Below are 16,570 nucleotides of genomic sequence, written 5' to 3'. Positions count from 1 at the left end.
GCACAGCTTCACAGACAGAATAGAAAAAAGCTTCAGGAGGTACGAAAGAATGCTGAATGTTTCCATGCTAAGTGTATTGCAAGCAAAAAAACGTATCGAGCACGAAATCGTAAAGACGCCGTTGATGAAATCAGATGCGCTTTCCTTGCATGTGGGTTCTGAAGTATGGCTCAAGCTGGAGAACCTGCAGAAGACGGGTTCGTTCAAGCTGCGCGGCGCTTTGAACAAAATCTCTTCTTTATCCAAAGAGGAACTGGGACGAGGGGTCATTACGGCATCGGCAGGAAATCACGCACAGGGCGTGGCGTACGCGGCATCGCTCACAGGGGTATCAGCCTTGATCGTCGTACCAAAGACGGCTCCGGAAACGAAGCGGGCTGGCATTCAGCGGTATGGGGCTGAACTGGTGGTGCACGGTGACAATTACGATGAAGCAGAGGCGTACGCGTATCGGCTAGCAGAAGAAACTGGGCGGACCTTCGTCCATGCGTTCGAGGATAACGAGATTATCGCAGGACAAGGGACAGTCGCACTGGAAGCGCTGCTCGAGCAGCCGGACTTTGATGCGATTGTGGTTCCAGCAGGTGGCGGAGGACTTATTTGCGGAATCGCCGTCGCTGCCAAGGCGCTCAATCCAGCCATTGAAGTGATCGGGATTCAGACGCACGCGTCGCCACCTTGGTACTATTCGTTCAAGGAGCGCAGACTGGCTGATGTGACGTACAGCGACTCGCTTGCTGACGGCTTGCATGGAGGGATTTCCCAAGGCAATCTGGATCTGGCGCTTACCATTGTCGACCAATTTGTGCTGGTCGAGGAAGAGCAAGTTGCCCATGCGATGTACTGGCTGGCGAAAGAGCATCACTACATGGTGGAAGGCTCCGGTGCAGTCGGCGTTGCCGCTTTGTTGCACGGGCATTTGCCCCATTTGAAAGGCAAAAAAGTATTGAACATCGTCAGCGGCAGCAATGTAGATGCAGCCAAGCTGGGTAAGATTATCAACAGCTATACCTAAGCGCAAGTTTATTTCTGATTGGGCTTTGACTCTCCGTTTTGCTGGTTGCCTGGGAAGACGACCTTTTCCCACTTCGTCAGGAAATACCCGGAGACAGCAAAGATCCCAAATGCGCCCAGGGCGATGAGCAATCCTGTCATAGCAGACCCTCCTTTCGCATGCTTCTCTAGGTATTACGTGACGCGGAAGAAAATGTTTCATTCCAAACGACCATTTGGGTGAATGGTAACGGAATTGGACAGCGATTGGATCCGCTCCAGCAAAAGCCTGCCGTCTGCCTCATTCATCGGGACAGCCTGACCTAGCTTTGCGTGGTAGGGAAGCATCGTCAGTTCACAGCTGCCTTGCTTGGTACACTCGGCTTGAAGCACCATGCTCTCCCATGTCTTGGGCTCGGAAGCTCGTGTGAAAATAAAGTTGCCCAAGCTGTATGCAATCCATTTGTCCTGGTATTTTTCAAAGCCTTGCAAAACATGTGGATGTCCTCCGATCACCAGATCTGCCCCTGCATCGATGAATGTGCGGGCAAGAGTCGTTTGGTGCTCGATCGGGTCATCCACTTTTTCTTTTCCCCAATGGGCGATAACTATGACCACATCTGCCCCAGCTTGTGCCTCCTGGATCGCTTGGACGGCGAGGGCAGGGTCGTAGGTGGCGGCTAACCCCGGCTTGTTTTTTCCGGCGTACCAGCTGTATTCGGGAATGACTCGACTAAAGCCGAGCAGGGCCACGCGAATCCCGTTTTTTTCGATGTACACAGGAGCATAGGCCCGGGCATCATCTTTTCCTGCACCTACGTAATCAATCTGATGGTTTTCGAGTGCAGCCAGCGTGTCGAGCAACCCTTCTGTTCCTTGATCGAGCGTATGATTGTTTGCCAGATTGACGGCATCAATCCCCGCCTGCTTCATGGCTGGCACCGCGAGCGGAGAGGATTTGTACACGAAGGCTTTATTGTCAGAGGGAGTCCCTCGTTCGGTGATCGGCGTCTCCAGATTGACGATCGTGTAGTCATCCGCGAGAAAGAGAGGGGACACGTGCGAAAAAGCATAGTCATACCCTTTTTCCTGCAAAGTTTTCTCGACGTTCCCTGACATCATGACATCGCCAGCAAAGCTAAGTGAAATCGTGGGCTCTTTTTCAGGAGCTGCTTCGCTCTCTTGGTGGGATGGAGGAGTTGGTTGTGCAGATCCTTCCTGTCCCGTGCTTGAAATCCGCTCATACAAGACGTAACCACCGACCGCGAGAATGGCGAACAAACTGAAAAGCAGTGTTCGTTGCCCGGCCTGGCGCCACTTGGTGATCGTTTTTCTGCGTCTTGTTACGGTTCGACTCGTTCGGCTCATGATTCCTCCTGTCGAATAAGACATCGTTTGTCGAAACATTCGTCCATTATACCATGCTTCCTCCTGTCTTTCCTTTTCATGGGAGAAGAAGTACAATGAACAAAATGTTTTTCAGGAGAGGACAGAGGTGAGAGCGCGTGGATTTAGCTTTGGATCACATTGTTCATTTTGTGCATCGCGCCCCTGCGGAGGCAACAGAACAATTTCGGGCAAAAGGGTACCATGCCGTAGCGGGAGGCAGGCATGCAATGTGGGGCACCTGGAATAGCTTGAGCTACTTTGGGCTGACGTATGTGGAGTTTTTAGCTGTCGAGCGGCAAGCCTTGGCGAAGGAGTCCGAGAATCCGCTGATTCGGCAGCTGGTAGCTGATCAGAAGCGGGGAGAGGGGCTTGGGCAGATTGCGCTTCGCACACGGCAAATGGATGAATGGGCGAACCGGCTGCGTCAAACAGGATTGAAAGTCACTGGACCAGTGGCAGGAAGCCGAATGCGGGAAGATGGTTCTACGATTCGCTGGAGAATGCTGTTCCTCGACGATCCCGATAGCGCTCTGCAGCCGCCGTTTCTCATCGAGTGGGAAGAGTCGGATGAGGAACGGGTGAAAGACTTGACGAGTCGAGGGGTCATAGCCCCGCATGCCAACGGAGCCAAGTCGATCCAGTCCGTTTGCTATGCCGTATCTGATCTGGAGGAAGCTGTGGGCAGGTGGCAGCTTTGGTTTGGCTGGGAGAGCAGCGAGGTTTTTACAGATGAACAACTGGGAGCAAAATGCCGGCAGCTGGAGATACTCGGAAGCTCGATTACGCTATGTCAGCCGGTCGGTTCAGGGCAGGCGAGCAACGCTCTGCAAGCTAGAGGGGAGCGGCCATTTGCCGTGAAGGTATGCACAGAGAGCAAGGAAGCCCAAGATGTCGTACTTGGCGGAATGTACACGCTTCTTCCATGCTAGGCAAGTAGTCAAGGCGAGTATGGACCAGGTCCGTCTATTTGGGACGAGCTGGGCCATACCCTCCTTTTTTTGCATTCACTTGCGTTTGTATAAAAAGAATTTGAGAATGTGCATTGTCGTACAGATGATTTCGGCATATGATCATATTTAGCAATTATTGAGAATGAGAATCATTTTTATGATCTAGCAGAAATCATTAGGTACAGGAGAGGGTAAGATCATGGTCCGTAATGTTCAAAAAAGAGCGTGGAAAGGTCTAGCAGCAGCTATGGTAGCGATGCTGGCATTGACTGGCTGCGGAGGAGCGGCACAACAGGCACAGCCTCTGTAGGAAGGGGTAAGTAAGGAAGAGATCAAGTTCCCTTCCCGCCCTTGGGCAGCTGCAGCCATTTTGTTCGGGGGGATTATCGCGCTTTTCTTCGGGATGGTCCTATCGATCTCATTCGGCGCGGCAGACATTCAGTTCTCGGTTATTTGGGACGCTATTTTTCATTTTAATCCGGATGTGACCCAGCATCAGATCATTCAAGAGGTTCGTTTGCCGCGCTTGCTGGGTGGTGCGATGGTAGGAGCGAGTTTGGTGGTGGCAGGTGCCATCATGCAGGGGATGACACTGAATCCATTGGCAGATTCCAGTATTTTGGGTCTGAATTCAGGGGCAGGCTTTGCACTGGCGCTTTGCTTTGCTTTTTCCCCGGGCCTGCCATTTATGTATTTGATTCTGTACAGCTTTTTGGGAGCAGGTCTCGGTGCGGCGTTAAGTGGCATGCTGTCTGCGCTGAGTGATGGGATCGCCCTCTACTTCAAGGTTGGTCAAGATATGGCTTTCTGGTATGCGGGTGGTGTAGCTGGGACTATCTGGTTGGGTGGATTATCGTTGGGTCATTCCGTGCTCGGCTGTATTGGGCAGCTTGCTGGTCGTTTTTGCTGACTTGGCGGCACGGATGGTAAATCCGCAGTTCGAAACTCCGATGGGGGCGCTGATTGCGCTGATCGGGGTTCCGTTTTTCCTCTACCTTGCGCGCAAACAGGGAAGGGGTTGTAAGCGATGCAGCAAACGACAGCATGAATTCCGGCTGCCGCTGTAGGCTTGGCGGCTTCGTGCGTGGCTGTCAGCGAAGGCATCGGGTTTGTAGGTCTGATTGGGCCGCATTTGGCACGTCGTTTGGTTGGCCCTCGTCACGAGGTTTTGTTGCCGGCAGCAGCCCTTTGTGGAGCCTTGCTGGTGATTACGGCAGATACGCTTGGGCGCTGGATCTTACAGCCTTCCGAGATTCCTACGGGGATCGTCGTCGCGATTATCGGTGCTCCGTATTTCTTGTATTTGCTGGCCAAGGCCAAAGATTTATAGAAAAAGCGAGGGTTCCCAGATGTGGAGACCTCGCTTTTTGTCTTCTCGTTCAGTTGTTACGTACCATATGTTTTCTTCGTCAATTGGCGGTACATGTACAGCATCGCGATTCGCCACGGCACCAGCATTCCAAAAGCGAGCAGGAAGAACAGGCCGCCTGTTTGGATGGGCGTAAACGAATCGTTAATCACCAGCTTGATGATCAGGCGGATGATCAGAAGCCCCATCAAGATAATAAAAAACGCTTTAGAGCGCTTCAGATAAACATCCTGCCCGACGATCTCGAAGCGGGAGGTCATGATCAGGGGAACGGAAAATACTACACCCACGAGAAAGGCGGTAAAGTCGTACATCGGGGGAGTTGCCGCTTCTGGAAAGAAAAACATTGCAAAGCCAGTAGCCATAAAAAAGGGCGGCAAGATGATGCTTCTTGCGGACACGGGCTTTTTTTGCCGGCGCATGCGCAAAAAGATGACCACCGTGGCCATGATGAGAGGCACCAGGATACCCAGTGCCGTCGATGACAGTATTTGCATGGAAGAATCCCTCCAACAATTTTCGAGCTGATACTCATATCATACACTATTGTCGGAATGTAGGTAAAGGATCTTACATGCTTTCCCTTTTTCTAGGTTTTCAAGCTGCGGCTTCATCATGTGCGCGTACATCCAGCTTGTGCTTTTTGCTGTACCAATACGTACCTACTCCGAAGAGAATGGTCAGTGTGCCGATGCAAAGCAAGTAGCCAGATATGCCCATGAGGTCGAGGCCAACGCCGGTGACGCCGAGGGCGATCAGGAAAAAGCTGCGGTCGAGCATGCTTTTAAAGGAAAAGAATCGACCCTGCTGATGCTCGGGCAGCCGCTTTTGAAAAATCGTAGCGGTAACAGGGAAAAAGAATGCGACGATGAAGCCGAATACGGCGAACGAAGCGAGGATCATGACTTTTTGTGAAGCAAAGGACATACCGTACTGCGAGATTCCGAAAAAGATGAGCATCAAAGTCGAGGATGCCATCAGATTTTTGTTGCCGATCCAACGCTTGGCGAGCAAGCCGCCGACGAAAATGCTAAACCCTTCTGCCATGTAGATCCATCCCATGAGCTGTGGTTCATTCTGAAGGGTACTTAGATTCAGAATCATCAGGTTGACTCCACCAAGGAACAGAGTGACAAGTCCATTATTGATCAGCCCGACGAAGAGAGCGGGATCTTGCCGGGAGATGGTCAGAACCTCGCGAAATTCCACCTTTTCTTTCATACGGCGGGAAGTGATCGGAGGAATACGCAAAAACAGGGTCACCACAGCCAGGACAGCATACGCGATGATCGAACAGACATAGAGCATGGACAGATCCATCGAAACGACCAGAACACCCCCGATTGCGGTACCTCCGATCCGGGACAGGGTAGAGATGTTTAGATAGATACTGTTTGCTTTCAGAAGCTCGTCTTTAGACAGGATGGCGGGCAGTGACGCTTGCACGGTGGGAAAATAAAAGGCAGCGGAGCACTGCATGACGATGAGGGAGACGATCATCCAGACGAGCGAATCATTCGCGAGCGCTGGAAACATAAAGACCGGGCTGAGACAGCGAATCAGACTGGCCAGCATCATGATCTTGCCTTTGTCGTACATGTCGATGATCACGCCAGCTTTTGGTGAGAGCAAGATGCTGACGACCAATCCACACATCAGAACCAGGGCCTTTACCGTCTCGGAAGGGATCAAGCTCTGCATGAACTGCAGATTGGCGATGATGGAAATCCACATACCTGCGCCAGCGACTACCTCACCTGTCATTAGCAATAGGAAAGTTCGGTTTCGCCACAACATGAGGGCCTCCATTTAAAAAAATTTTGCCAAACGGGCATCCCACAGTATAGCATTTACGGAATCATTTGTATATTCACGGTGATAAGTGGTATGCAGGCAGCGGGAGAGGGGGAAGCTAAACCGATTACAGACGGCAGGTTGTGATGAACCCGGCATGCGTTTTCTTCCACTCGGGAAAAGGGGGCTAGTCTTTTTGGCGTATAAACGGTCGTTACTGCTACTGATCGGTTACGGATTTACTGCCACCTTGACGATTTTTTACGGATTAGTGGAAAAACAAAGCTTGTTTGTTACTTTTGTCTGCTTTCATTTGGTCGTGTGCCTGTGCATTCCAGTCCTGCATGGCTGGTGGGAGGGCAGTTTGCAAGAAAGCTGGCAATTTGCCTGGGGGCAGATGGAGCACAGGGGCGTTCTTTTCGGAGTGACCAGCGGGGTCGTGCTGATGCTGGGAGCTTCTGTAGGCATCTGGGTGCTGCTGCGAACCGAAGGGCGAACGGAAACCGTACGCCAGGTTTTGGAGCTATGGGGACTCAACAGCCGCTGGATTTGGTGGTTTTCGCTGTATCTTGTGGTCGTGAATTCTTTATTGGAGGAACTCTTTTGGCGTGGATTTGTCCTGCAGCGCTTCCTGGTCGTCATGTCGAGGGTCGTAGGGATCCTGCTGTCGAGCTTTTTTTATTGTCTGTACCATCTCGTAGTTTCGACGGTCCTGTTCGGTTTCCGGTGGGGATGCTTGATGACTCTGCTGGTTTTTGGGGTTGGGTGCTTCTGGGGGTGGATGAAAGGGAGGTTTCCCTCTGTCTATCCAACCTGGTTCAGCCATTTGCTGGCAGATCTAGGACTTGTCATTCCGGTATTATGGTGGATATTTTGAGTGGCTTGCGAGGGGGATCGGATATGCTTACGAGTCACGAACAAACGCGTCTTCGGAAACGGCTGCTGAGTATACTGCGGCAGAACAGCGAGTATCACCAGCTTTATTATGATACATACGGATATACTCCGGTCGGGGCATTGCTTGGTTACCTGCAAACGCTGAAAGGAATGGAGACGGTGACACGAGCAGATATCAGAGAGGTCGTGGAAAATGACCCTGCTCGTCAATTGGAGTGGGATCAAGGCGTGCTGATCCGGGCTACACATGGATTTATGCCGACAAAGACGAAAGGCAGGCTGGCGGAAGTAGCCCCACCGGAGATCCTTTACTACGGTACCCATCGCAGGCTGATTGATCAAGTAAAGGCCAGTGGGCTTTTGCCGATCGCCAGCGAATACGTCCAACTGGCAGACACAGGGGAGGCGATCGGAGCACCGGGTGATACGTTATCGCTTTTCGAAGTGCAAGCCGAAGCGGCGTATCAAGCAGGCGTTCGCTTCTTCCGCCTTTGCGTGCCGTATTCTCATTCCGATCCCTTTTACTTTGCCGAAGCCATACCGCCTGACTATCTTCATCTCCAATAGCCGATTAACTGCCAGGCTCGCTGCGCTGACGTTCACGAAGCTGAAGCTGGCGCTCTCTCTCAGCAAATACTTCGCTGCGATCGCGAAGAGTGTGTTTGTTTAAAAGATAGTGATCGTTCAAATCGCTTTCTCGGGTCACAGGAACATCTCGAAGCGCGCAGGCACGCTCATAGGCTTCACGCAGGTCAGCTGCAAGAATGGGCAGAGACATGCTGTGATAAGAAAGCCCTTTGTTCAACTCTTCCAGGCGCTGTTCCAGCAGAAGCATGAGCGCAGCATGATCTAGGCCAAGTCGCCGGATGTCTTCTGGGTGATGCTCGAGAATAGAGTGCGCACTTGTGAGCATTTTCTTCGCTCCGTTCATGTTGCCGCGGCGTTGATGGTAGAGGCCTACTGCAATCTGAATGAGGCCGACCCAGACGACCTGCCGCTGCTCCTGTGGCACGCTTTTCCAATACTCTTCAAGGATTTCATGGCATTCAAAATAGTCACGCTCGACGTGAAATTGTACCAGGTAATCCAGATAGGGTTGGGGGTACATCGGTGAACCACCTCGCTGCTTGGTTTTCAACTGTTTGGTTATGTACTATTATATAGGAAAGTGAGTAGAAAACGAGGTGCGAACATATCATGACCGCAGAAGAATTGATGGCAGTCTTGGAAAAAAAGAAGATGACGGACATTATAGAGTTGATTGAAGATGCGCAAACAGGTGATCTGGAGGAGCTGGAGCTGGTAGAAAGCCTCGGCTTGCTCATGGATCAGGAGCTGAATCGGGAAGTCTTGCAGCTTTTAGAAAGTCTGGGTGTCACTATTATTTACGTGAGTGGCGAGGATGACGAAGAAGAGGAAGACGACGAGGAAGACGAACAAGTGTGAAACACAAGAACCAACCGATCCTTGGGGAAAGGTTGGTTCTTTCCATTTCACTCGTTTATTTCTGTGTCCATACCCGGTTCTTGTTGCGCGTAGCCGGGAACTTTTCGCCGCGGCTTAATTCGATAATCATCGGGTCCTGAACACTGGAACCAGACTCACCGATTTCCATGTAAACGGCATTCTTGGGTGATTTTTCACCTTCACGAAAACGACTGTGTTCTCCCATGAGGTCACCTTCCTTCGGGTGTAGTTATATCTTCACGTGCCTTAGTATTTCCGCAGTCAGTGCCTTCATCCTGCGGGATCTATTGACGTTACAATCTGAATTCATATACGATTATTTCAGTAGCTAAGGAGAGGTGAATTCATGATCAAATTGATACTCCAAAAGGATTCCAATGTTTCGTACCACGAACAATTGTATCAACAGATTGCTGCTTTGATTCGGAGTGGCGAATTGCCGCCGAACGAACAGCTCCCGACCGTACGAGAACTGGCTGCGCAGCTGAAAATCAACTACAATACCGTACGGAGTGTGTACCTGCGTCTCCAGCAGGAAGGCATGGTCGATTCCAGGCAAGGTCGGGGAACGATTGTGAGCAATGTGGTAAATGATCCTCTCCTGACCCGGAATCCTGCCCACTTGGCGCTTTTAGCCAAAGAAACGTTGCACAAAGTAAAGGCCATGGGTTATTCCATGGACGAGTTTACCCGTGTGCTGTCTTCCGTCATGCAAGAGATCAATCAGTTTCCCGTTCTCTTTCTCCGGTTTACCGAGCTGGAGCTGGCAGAATACCTGCGTCTCGTGCAATACCATCTGCCAAGCGCGATGGTGGAAGGACGTACATTTGAAGACTTTATCGAAAGGCTGGAGCGGGATCCGAGCTTCCTGCAGCAGTATAAAGCGATTGTGACGCACCCTTCTGTAAACCTGCGCATGATGAAGCAGACGCTGCCAAAAGAGTCGCCTCCTCTCGTCAGTCTCGATTTTATCCCGGATCCAACGACGGTGATTCCAGCGATGGAAGCTTATCCGCGGCATACGAAAGTCGGCTTGATCTGTGCCACAATCCGTGGTGCAGCAGGAATGATCAATGATTTGTATAACGCGGGTATTACCCATTTGGATTTGCGGACAATCGAAGCGAATCACCCAGATGTGTTTGAGTTGATCTCGAATTGTGATGTCGTATATATTTCCAAGCCAGGCTATATGACCAGACCGCATTTGCTGACACTTCCAAAGGTAAAAGAGTATCAGGAAATCCCCGATCATCATGGGATTAACGAGCTGCGCAAGATTGTCACACAGTAAGACGAGTCCTTATTTTTTCTTTTAACCGGTTATTAGGAGAAGGATTATTTTGAATCGAGCTCACCTGATGCTGATCAGTGCTGTCTTTTTATGGGGCCTCACTGTTGTTCCGATGAAATGGACCTTAGATACGGTTCAGCCCTTTACCTTGATGTTTTTTCGGCTTTTACTCGCGGGTCTGCTGCTTTTACCGCTGGTCTGGTTGCGCAGAGGCAGAGTGTCAGGAAAGGCTGTGGCGATCCCGTGGATGCGCCTTGCGATGCTTTCCTTTACCGGTGTTGCCGGTTATTTTTTGATGAATACATATGGCATTTCGCTGACCAGTGGAGTCAATGCCAGCATTATATCAGCTACACTGCCGTTGTTTACTCTCTTGCTGGCTGCTTTGTACTTAAAAGAACAGATCCTGCTCACGCAATGGGTCGGTCTGGTGCTCGGGATCGGCGGTGTCTTGATGGTGACGATTCAGCCGCAATCTTTGCAGCAGGCGCATTCCTTGTGGGGAGATTTCTTGGTACTGGCTTCGCAATTTATTTGGACGGTGTACGTCGTCCAGCTGAAGCGCCCCAAAGGGGAAGAAAAGCTTTCCAGTGAGCTGTTCACCGCGTTGACCTTCTTGCTCGGCAGTGCGATGCTCCTGCCTTTTGCCGCATGGGAGACATGGCATTACGGGCTGCCTTCTGCATCAGGGAAATCCGTGATGAGCTTTTTGTTCTTGGTTCTCTGCTGCACGATGCTCGCTTACCTGATGTGGAACAAGGCTTTAGAGCGTATACCTGCCGCCAAAGCGGGCATTTATTTAAACGCCATACCACTACTGAATGTGCTGACATCCATCCTGCTCTTAAGCGAGCAAATGAGCTGGAGAACCATCGTGGGAGGGCTCCTGGTACTCGTGGGAGTGGCGTGGGCGGAAAGGCGTAAACATGCCCGAGGCTTAGTCAGGGCTAAGCTGGATGCGTAGTTTGCCTGCTGCTGCCAAGACGGGACAAAAGCTGATTTTCTAAACGCACTAGACAGGTGTCCATGCCAATGCCTCATTACCTACATACCTTGTAGATGTACCGATTAAGAGGGGGTGAAGGTAATGGGTTGCGGATGCAGAAGGTCTTCTCATTGTAAATGTCACGTTCGGAAATGCTGCAAGAAGAAATACTACAAGAAACACTGCTACTATAAGCCTGTTTACAAAACGGAGTGCAGAAGTAGCTATGGTAGCTGTGGCCACCATGGTGGAAGCTGCGGGCACGACGGTTATGGTTCCTCTTCGGGTTATGGCCACGGCGGCAAATATTAATCAAAAACGAAAAGCGCCTTTTGGGCGCTTTTTCGTTTTTTCGCAAGTTTGGGCGGAATCCATCGTAGACTAAACTATCCGAAAATAGGAGGAGTCATGATGAATCAGCAGTATGGCAAAGATGAACGGATGTGGGCCATGATTGTCCACCTATCCGCACTGGTCGGGTTTATCATTCCGCTCGGAAACGTTCTAGGGCCCCTGATTATCTGGTTAATTAAAAAAGACACCAGTCCGTTCATTAACACGCATGGAAAGGAAGCACTTAATTTCAGCATCACCGTTACGATCTACGCGGCTATTTCTTATTTATTGCTCATTGTCTTTATCGGTGCACTGCTCTTAATCGCACTGTTTTTGTTCTGGGCTATATTCCTGATCATGGCTGCAGTCAAAGCAAACGAGGGCAACGATTTCCGTTACCCGCTCACCTTTCGTTTTGTCAAATAGGGTGGCACGACGTGGGGCTGTTCCGAGAGGGAGCAGCCCTTTTGTTGAGGTGATTTTGAATTTTCTCAATAAAGAAGGAGGGGATATAACCTTTCGCGAAAAATTAAAGAGTGTATATCGCGGAAAGGGGTGTCCAGGTATGCTGACAGGGGTTACGGTTATCGATTTTTCACGCCATCTTCCCGGACCGGTCTGCACGATGCGGCTGGCTGATCTGGGTGCTGAGGTTATCGAGATCAATTCGTTTCCTGCCCATGATCCCGGACCCTCGACGCATGCTGTCAACTGGGAAGCCAGGGAGACGGGAGCATTTTACCTGCGTTCCCATCGCAATCACAAAAGTATTTCACTGAATCTGCGTACGGAAGACGGGAAGGCGCTCGCGTTTGCTCTGGCGAGTCAGGCAGACGTCGTAGTGGAGAGCTACCGCGCTGGGGTGCTCCGGCATCTGGGGCTCGATTACGACAGTCTGTGGGCAGTTCATCCCTCCCTCATCTATTGCTCGGTCACAGGCTACGGCCAGAGCGGGGAGATGAATCAGCTCGGCGGGAATGACCTGAATATTCAGGCGGTTAGCGGGTTTTTATCGGCGCTGCGCGATGGAGAAGGAAAGCCGGTCATTGCGGATATACCCATCGCTGACTATGCGGTGGGCTTGTATGCGAGCGAACAGATCTGCGCAGCGCTTGTCCAGCGTGCGCGTACGGGACGAGGAGCCTATTTGGACGTGGCGTCCGGAGATCTTCTTTCCTCCTGGATGGGGCTGCATGCGATCCTCGGGAGATGCCGATCGTCACAGGAGTACAGCTCAGCGCGCCATGAGCGCCTCGCCTATCAGGTGTATGAGACCTCAGATGGTCAGTATGTTGCTCTTGCCGCAGTAGAGGAGAAGTTCTGGCTGAATTTTTGCCGCGCGGTTGGCCGCGACGATTGGGAGAGCGCATACCAGGCCACTGTTTCAGAACAGCCCGAGGTTTACGAGGACTTGAAAGCGCTCTTCTCTTCCCGAACACAGGCGGAATGGAGCGAGCTCGGCATGGAAGTGGACTGCTGCCTGACCGCTGTCGAAGATATGGAAAACTGGGCAAACAGCTTGTATGTTACGAGCAGGGAGATCGCGTATACGCTGCCTTATCTAGAAAAGAGAACATCATCCGCCGGTGGCAGCAAGTGGGCTGCCTGGTACACCGATCATACACACGAGCTGCTGAGAAAAAAGCTGCGCTTAGCTGAAAGCGAACTTGGCCGGCTGCAAAAGCTCGGAGTCATCCCCGCTATCCCCACCTAAGAGAGGAGAATCACTCAAGCATGGAACAAGGACAAAAGCCGGATGTTTGGTCAGCATGCGAAAATGGCGTGTGGACGATCACTCTCAACCGTCCACAGGTATTGAACGCTTTGACCATCGAGATGTTTTACCAGCTTCGCGAAGAGATCGAGCAAGCGGAAAGGGCTGAAAATGCAGATGTAGTCGTGCTGAGGGGGGCAGGGGGAAACTTTTGCTCGGGGGCTGACTTGAGTGTCCTTGCCGTTTTACGGGAAGATACGCAAGCAGACGAAGCCCTCAGCGTGATTAACGAGTTTTTGACCAGGCTGCACCGAATGCCAAAGCCAGTGATTTCCGTCATCGAAGGTGCTGCGGTAGGCGCAGGCCTGAACTTGGCTTTGCATGCGGACTTTGTCATCGCAACGAACAACGCTCTTTTACAGGAGCCGTTTGTCCATCTCGGTTTGACAACCGACTTCGGTGGAACGTACTTGCTGCCCAGGCTCGTAGGACTCGCGCAGGCCAAACGATTGGCATTGCTGGGAGAGCGGCTATCAGGGCAAGAGGCAGAGCGGATTGGATTCATTTATAAAGCGGTGGACGCAGAGAGGCTGGCTGAAGAAGTCGAGAAGCTGATCATGACTGTACGGCGAGTTCCGAAACAAGCGTATGCCGTCACCAAGGAAGGATTGGGACGGTCGCAGGGGATGGAGCTGGAGCAGACTCTGGAATGGGAAAAGGAGCAGCAGCCTCGTTTGATCGCTCATCCAGATTTCCTTTCGCTGATCGCAGCAAAGCGCAAGAAATAAAGAGGTTTGGGCGCTGATTTGCCCGACTGAGGAAAGAATATCCGTTGAGCGTTAAAGGAATCTGTGGTAAAGTAAACGTATCAAGATCCTGCGATGTACGTAAGGCCGTAAATGTTTCTAACCTTATACGTGTTTTTCGGGAGACGGAATTTCGTAATGGAAGTCAGGCCCACCTCCTTTTTGGATGCATGGGAAGGCAGAAGTTCGAAGGGGTCACCCACCTGTGTGAGCGCAGGTTATAGAAACATGAGGTCAACGGCAGAGCGGGGACTTGGCCTGTTTATAAACAAGCTCTCGGGCAAATGATAGAGTGCGAAACAAAAAACCACTTGGAACATGATGAAGTGCACCCCTTAGAATAGACATTGGAAAAACCCCTAGGGAAATCCGATGTAATTCTAGGGGGTGTATTTTTATGGCAATGAAAGGTCAGAAGTATAAGTCGTATCCTGAATCCATGAAAATGGAGGCGATTCGTTTACATCTCGAGGAAAAGTGGACTTATCGGCAGATCACCGAGCACTTTGGTATTCAAGATAAAGACCGCGTAAAGAAATGGATGAAAAAGTATAAACAACTTGGAGAGTTTGGCTTTCTCGATCAGCGAGGTCGACGCCAGGCGTATATCGACCAGGATCGATATGTTCAACAATTGAGGCGGGAGAATCACATGCTAAAAAAGTGTTGGGAAATTTGGATGCGGGAGGTGCAGCACAGAAGTACTCCATCATAAAAGCAGCAGTTGGCGAGTACAGCGTCACGGAACTTTGCAAGCTGTTTGGCGTTTCAAGAAGTGGATACTATGCGTATGTAAAGCGACAGAATGTTGATCGAGACAGACCGGTGAGAGATCTCATCCAGAGTGTGTATACGAAGTATGATGGGAAATATGGATATCGACAAATCCAATTGTTTTTGCTGCACGATCATGGAGTGTGGATCAATCATAAGAAGGTTCTGCGTTTGATGCAAGAAATGGGACTCCGTTCTCGAATTCGTCGCAAGCATCGTAATCATTATGCTTCATCTGAAGGAGGACGAGTTGCTGAGAATGTACTGCAGCGTGATTTCAGAGCACAGGCTCCCAATCAAAAGTGGGTAACCGATATCACGCAGTACCGTGTGAAAGATACTTGGCTGTACGTATCGGCCATTAAAGATTTATTCAATAACGAGATCGTGGCTTATCACATGGACGTTAAAAATGACAGACAACTCGTCCTTCAAACCTTTACGAAAGCCTTTGAAAAGACGAAAGACGTGACTGGACTGATCGTTCATAGCGACCAAGGATGCCAGTACACGTCCTACGATTACCACGACATGCTGCCTACGGTTGGCGCCCAAATCAGCATGTCGAGGAGAGGCAATTGTTACGATAATGCCTCTATGGAGAGCTTCTTCTCGCATCTCAAAACGGAAGGACTCTACCCTTATGATATCCGAAATCTGGATGAGGCACAAAGACGAATTGAAGAATATATCCAATTTTATAACGAAAGTCGGCCGCAACGAAAACTGAAAAAGCTGACGCCGGTAGAGTACCGACGCCAGCATACTGCCTAGGGCTTTTTTCAATGTCCACTAAATGGGGTCTTGACCATGATGTTCTAGGTGGTTTTTTGTCGTGAAGGAAGTCAGTTGTAAGGAGCGCTGAGGGATGCATCAATGGGTGGTTTTGTTTTGCTTGCCGGCCCCTTGACCCTTGTCCTGTCCGCCTCCGCTGTGGCGCTGCTGTCCTTGTCCTTGGCCGTCCTGCTGATCTCCTTGATTCACGATGGTCAACGTTTGCTGCAAGGATTGTGCGTCTTGCGCATCCTGCAGGATTTGGTACATTTGCAGGAAGTTCGCTTTCTGTCCTTCGGGGATGCCCTTGATGCGAACGGTCATCTCCTGCGGGCCGTTTTGTTGCTGTTGTTGCTGCCCGCCACCACCACCACCGTCGCCTCCGTTACCGTTTCCTTCCTGACTGCTCGGCTGCTCGTCCAAGAAGCTCAGGAACATGGAATCATCAGAGTTGCTGTCCTGCTGATTTTGTTTTCCCTGCCCGCCGCCTTTTGATTGCTGTCCTTGATCCTGCCCTTGTCCACCTTGCCCGCCTCCCTGTGGTTGGTCGAACAAGACGCTGAATTCATTTAAGTCGGTTTGGATGATGCCAATGACGTTCATCCCGATCCCCCTTCCAATGATTGTAGTATGCCTCAGCCCGGATGTTTGGAGTGATGCACGCCATGATGCTGCAGGTAACTATGGAAAAAGTACTCAGCTACGGTAATCACGAAGGCTGTGAGCAAGATCCCCGGTAGATGATAGGGTTGGGCAAATACGTAACTGCTTATCCAAAACAAAGCAAAAACCATGATAAAATCAGCTGTGGTTGCAAAGGTATTATTGGTCTTGGGCAGGATGAGGGCATCCCCCAAAGCGTACGCAATCAAACTTACGACAATGCTGGTCAAGACCGCGAATGTCAGTGATGTTCCCGACCACCAAAGCCCTGGAACCGCAATGATACCGTTTACCAAGAGCTTGATTAAGATGTTCAAGAACGAACACCTCCTTTCATGCTCTTAGTATGAACGGTCCTCCCTTCG

At 50.8% G+C, this 16,570-nt stretch carries 20 protein-coding genes, 1 other RNA gene and 1 pseudogene; 14 read left to right on the top strand and 8 right to left on the bottom strand.

Features of this window, described 5'->3' with window-relative positions:
* Positions 1-49 precede the first annotated feature (49 nt).
* The gene (locus ACLIN2_RS18965) at positions 50-1,015 is read left to right on the top strand and encodes a threonine ammonia-lyase (RefSeq protein WP_092267847.1); all 966 of its coding nucleotides are present in this window, start codon (positions 50-52) and stop codon (positions 1,013-1,015) included.
* Positions 1,016-1,023: 8 nt separating this feature from the next.
* Here the strand turns inward: ACLIN2_RS18965 and ACLIN2_RS18960 are convergent, their stop codons facing one another.
* Positions 1,024-1,155 carry a hypothetical protein gene (locus ACLIN2_RS18960; RefSeq protein ID WP_258957656.1) on the bottom strand — a complete coding sequence of 44 codons (132 nt, stop codon included), beginning with the start codon at positions 1,153-1,155 and terminating at the stop codon, positions 1,024-1,026.
* 57 nt (positions 1,156-1,212) lie between these two features.
* Positions 1,213-2,361, bottom strand: a complete 1,149-nt coding sequence (locus tag ACLIN2_RS18955) for a CapA family protein (RefSeq protein ID WP_411501825.1) — start codon at positions 2,359-2,361, stop codon at positions 1,213-1,215.
* Positions 2,362-2,498: 137 nt separating this feature from the next.
* Between ACLIN2_RS18955 and ACLIN2_RS18950 the strand changes: the two genes are divergently transcribed.
* Together ACLIN2_RS18950 and ACLIN2_RS18945 are read left to right on the top strand one after the other, a co-directional pair.
* Complete coding sequence (locus ACLIN2_RS18950) at positions 2,499-3,311, top strand: VOC family protein (protein WP_092267848.1); 813 nt, start codon at positions 2,499-2,501, stop codon at positions 3,309-3,311.
* A gap of 352 nt (positions 3,312-3,663) precedes the next feature.
* Positions 3,664-4,662: pseudogene (locus tag ACLIN2_RS18945) on the top strand (FecCD family ABC transporter permease).
* A 56-nt stretch (positions 4,663-4,718) separates the two neighbouring features.
* On the opposite strand, the gene ACLIN2_RS18940 reads toward ACLIN2_RS18945, so the two are convergent.
* Both ACLIN2_RS18940 and ACLIN2_RS18935 read right to left on the bottom strand, forming a co-directional pair.
* Positions 4,719-5,198: a CcdC family protein gene (locus tag ACLIN2_RS18940; RefSeq protein WP_411501824.1), complete on the bottom strand. Its 480-nt coding sequence runs from the start codon at positions 5,196-5,198 to the stop codon at positions 4,719-4,721.
* 100 nt (positions 5,199-5,298) lie between these two features.
* A complete protein-coding gene (locus tag ACLIN2_RS18935) occupies positions 5,299-6,498 on the bottom strand; it encodes an MFS transporter (protein ID WP_092267850.1) in 1,200 nt (399 codons plus the stop codon).
* A gap of 193 nt (positions 6,499-6,691) precedes the next feature.
* On the opposite strand from ACLIN2_RS18935, the gene ACLIN2_RS18930 reads away from it, so the two are divergent.
* Both ACLIN2_RS18930 and ACLIN2_RS18925 read left to right on the top strand, forming a co-directional pair.
* Positions 6,692-7,372, top strand: coding sequence for a CPBP family intramembrane glutamic endopeptidase (locus tag ACLIN2_RS18930; protein WP_411501823.1), 681 nt, complete (start codon positions 6,692-6,694; stop codon positions 7,370-7,372).
* Between the two features lie 23 nt (positions 7,373-7,395).
* The gene (locus tag ACLIN2_RS18925) at positions 7,396-7,959 is read left to right on the top strand and encodes an RNA 2'-phosphotransferase (RefSeq protein WP_411501822.1); all 564 of its coding nucleotides are present in this window, start codon (positions 7,396-7,398) and stop codon (positions 7,957-7,959) included.
* Between the two features lie 4 nt (positions 7,960-7,963).
* Here the strand turns inward: ACLIN2_RS18925 and ACLIN2_RS18920 are convergent, their stop codons facing one another.
* Positions 7,964-8,500: a DUF309 domain-containing protein gene (locus ACLIN2_RS18920; RefSeq protein ID WP_411501821.1), complete on the bottom strand. Its 537-nt coding sequence runs from the start codon at positions 8,498-8,500 to the stop codon at positions 7,964-7,966.
* 89 nt (positions 8,501-8,589) lie between these two features.
* Between ACLIN2_RS18920 and ACLIN2_RS18915 the strand changes: the two genes are divergently transcribed.
* Positions 8,590-8,838 (top strand): hypothetical protein, encoded by a 249-nt coding sequence (locus ACLIN2_RS18915; RefSeq protein ID WP_411501820.1) that lies wholly within the window; start codon positions 8,590-8,592, stop codon positions 8,836-8,838.
* A 55-nt stretch (positions 8,839-8,893) separates the two neighbouring features.
* Here the strand turns inward: ACLIN2_RS18915 and ACLIN2_RS18910 are convergent, their stop codons facing one another.
* The gene (locus ACLIN2_RS18910; protein ID WP_092267855.1) at positions 8,894-9,064 is read right to left on the bottom strand and encodes a YjzC family protein; all 171 of its coding nucleotides are present in this window, start codon (positions 9,062-9,064) and stop codon (positions 8,894-8,896) included.
* Between the two features lie 141 nt (positions 9,065-9,205).
* On the opposite strand from ACLIN2_RS18910, the gene ACLIN2_RS18905 reads away from it, so the two are divergent.
* From ACLIN2_RS18905 to ACLIN2_RS18870, 8 genes are all read left to right on the top strand, one after another.
* A complete protein-coding gene (locus tag ACLIN2_RS18905) occupies positions 9,206-10,153 on the top strand; it encodes a GntR family transcriptional regulator (protein WP_301169223.1) in 948 nt (315 codons plus the stop codon).
* A gap of 67 nt (positions 10,154-10,220) precedes the next feature.
* On the top strand, positions 10,221-11,117 hold the full coding sequence (locus ACLIN2_RS18900; protein ID WP_411504563.1) for a DMT family transporter: 897 nt from the start codon (positions 10,221-10,223) through the stop codon (positions 11,115-11,117).
* A gap of 432 nt (positions 11,118-11,549) precedes the next feature.
* Complete coding sequence (locus ACLIN2_RS18895) at positions 11,550-11,900, top strand: DUF4870 domain-containing protein (RefSeq protein ID WP_092267857.1); 351 nt, start codon at positions 11,550-11,552, stop codon at positions 11,898-11,900.
* A gap of 139 nt (positions 11,901-12,039) precedes the next feature.
* Positions 12,040-13,188, top strand: a complete 1,149-nt coding sequence (locus tag ACLIN2_RS18890; protein WP_092267858.1) for a CaiB/BaiF CoA transferase family protein — start codon at positions 12,040-12,042, stop codon at positions 13,186-13,188.
* Between the two features lie 20 nt (positions 13,189-13,208).
* Positions 13,209-13,976: an enoyl-CoA hydratase/isomerase family protein gene (locus tag ACLIN2_RS18885; RefSeq protein ID WP_411501819.1), complete on the top strand. Its 768-nt coding sequence runs from the start codon at positions 13,209-13,211 to the stop codon at positions 13,974-13,976.
* Positions 13,977-14,058: 82 nt separating this feature from the next.
* Positions 14,059-14,250: non-coding RNA, 6S RNA (gene ssrS / locus ACLIN2_RS18880), on the top strand.
* Positions 14,251-14,391: 141 nt separating this feature from the next.
* Positions 14,392-14,709, top strand: coding sequence for a helix-turn-helix domain-containing protein (locus tag ACLIN2_RS18875; protein WP_122923884.1), 318 nt, complete (start codon positions 14,392-14,394; stop codon positions 14,707-14,709).
* Positions 14,670-15,542, top strand: coding sequence for an IS3 family transposase (locus ACLIN2_RS18870; RefSeq protein WP_411501818.1), 873 nt, complete (start codon positions 14,670-14,672; stop codon positions 15,540-15,542). Before ACLIN2_RS18875 ends, ACLIN2_RS18870 begins: the two co-directional genes overlap by 40 nt.
* 99 nt (positions 15,543-15,641) lie before the next feature.
* On the opposite strand, the gene ACLIN2_RS18865 is transcribed toward ACLIN2_RS18870, so the two are convergent.
* Together ACLIN2_RS18865 and ACLIN2_RS18860 are read right to left on the bottom strand one after the other, a co-directional pair.
* Positions 15,642-16,145, bottom strand: a complete 504-nt coding sequence (locus ACLIN2_RS18865; protein WP_411501817.1) for a hypothetical protein — start codon at positions 16,143-16,145, stop codon at positions 15,642-15,644.
* Between the two features lie 32 nt (positions 16,146-16,177).
* On the bottom strand, positions 16,178-16,522 hold the full coding sequence (locus ACLIN2_RS18860; RefSeq protein ID WP_092267861.1) for a DUF2512 family protein: 345 nt from the start codon (positions 16,520-16,522) through the stop codon (positions 16,178-16,180).
* Positions 16,523-16,570 lie beyond the last annotated feature (48 nt).

The organism is Brevibacillus centrosporus (genome assembly GCF_046622605.1).
Lineage (GTDB): Bacteria > Bacillota > Bacilli > Brevibacillales > Brevibacillaceae > Brevibacillus > Brevibacillus centrosporus.
Note: the sequence above shows the minus strand (reverse complement) of the source record. Positions and strands in the feature narration are given on the sequence as shown.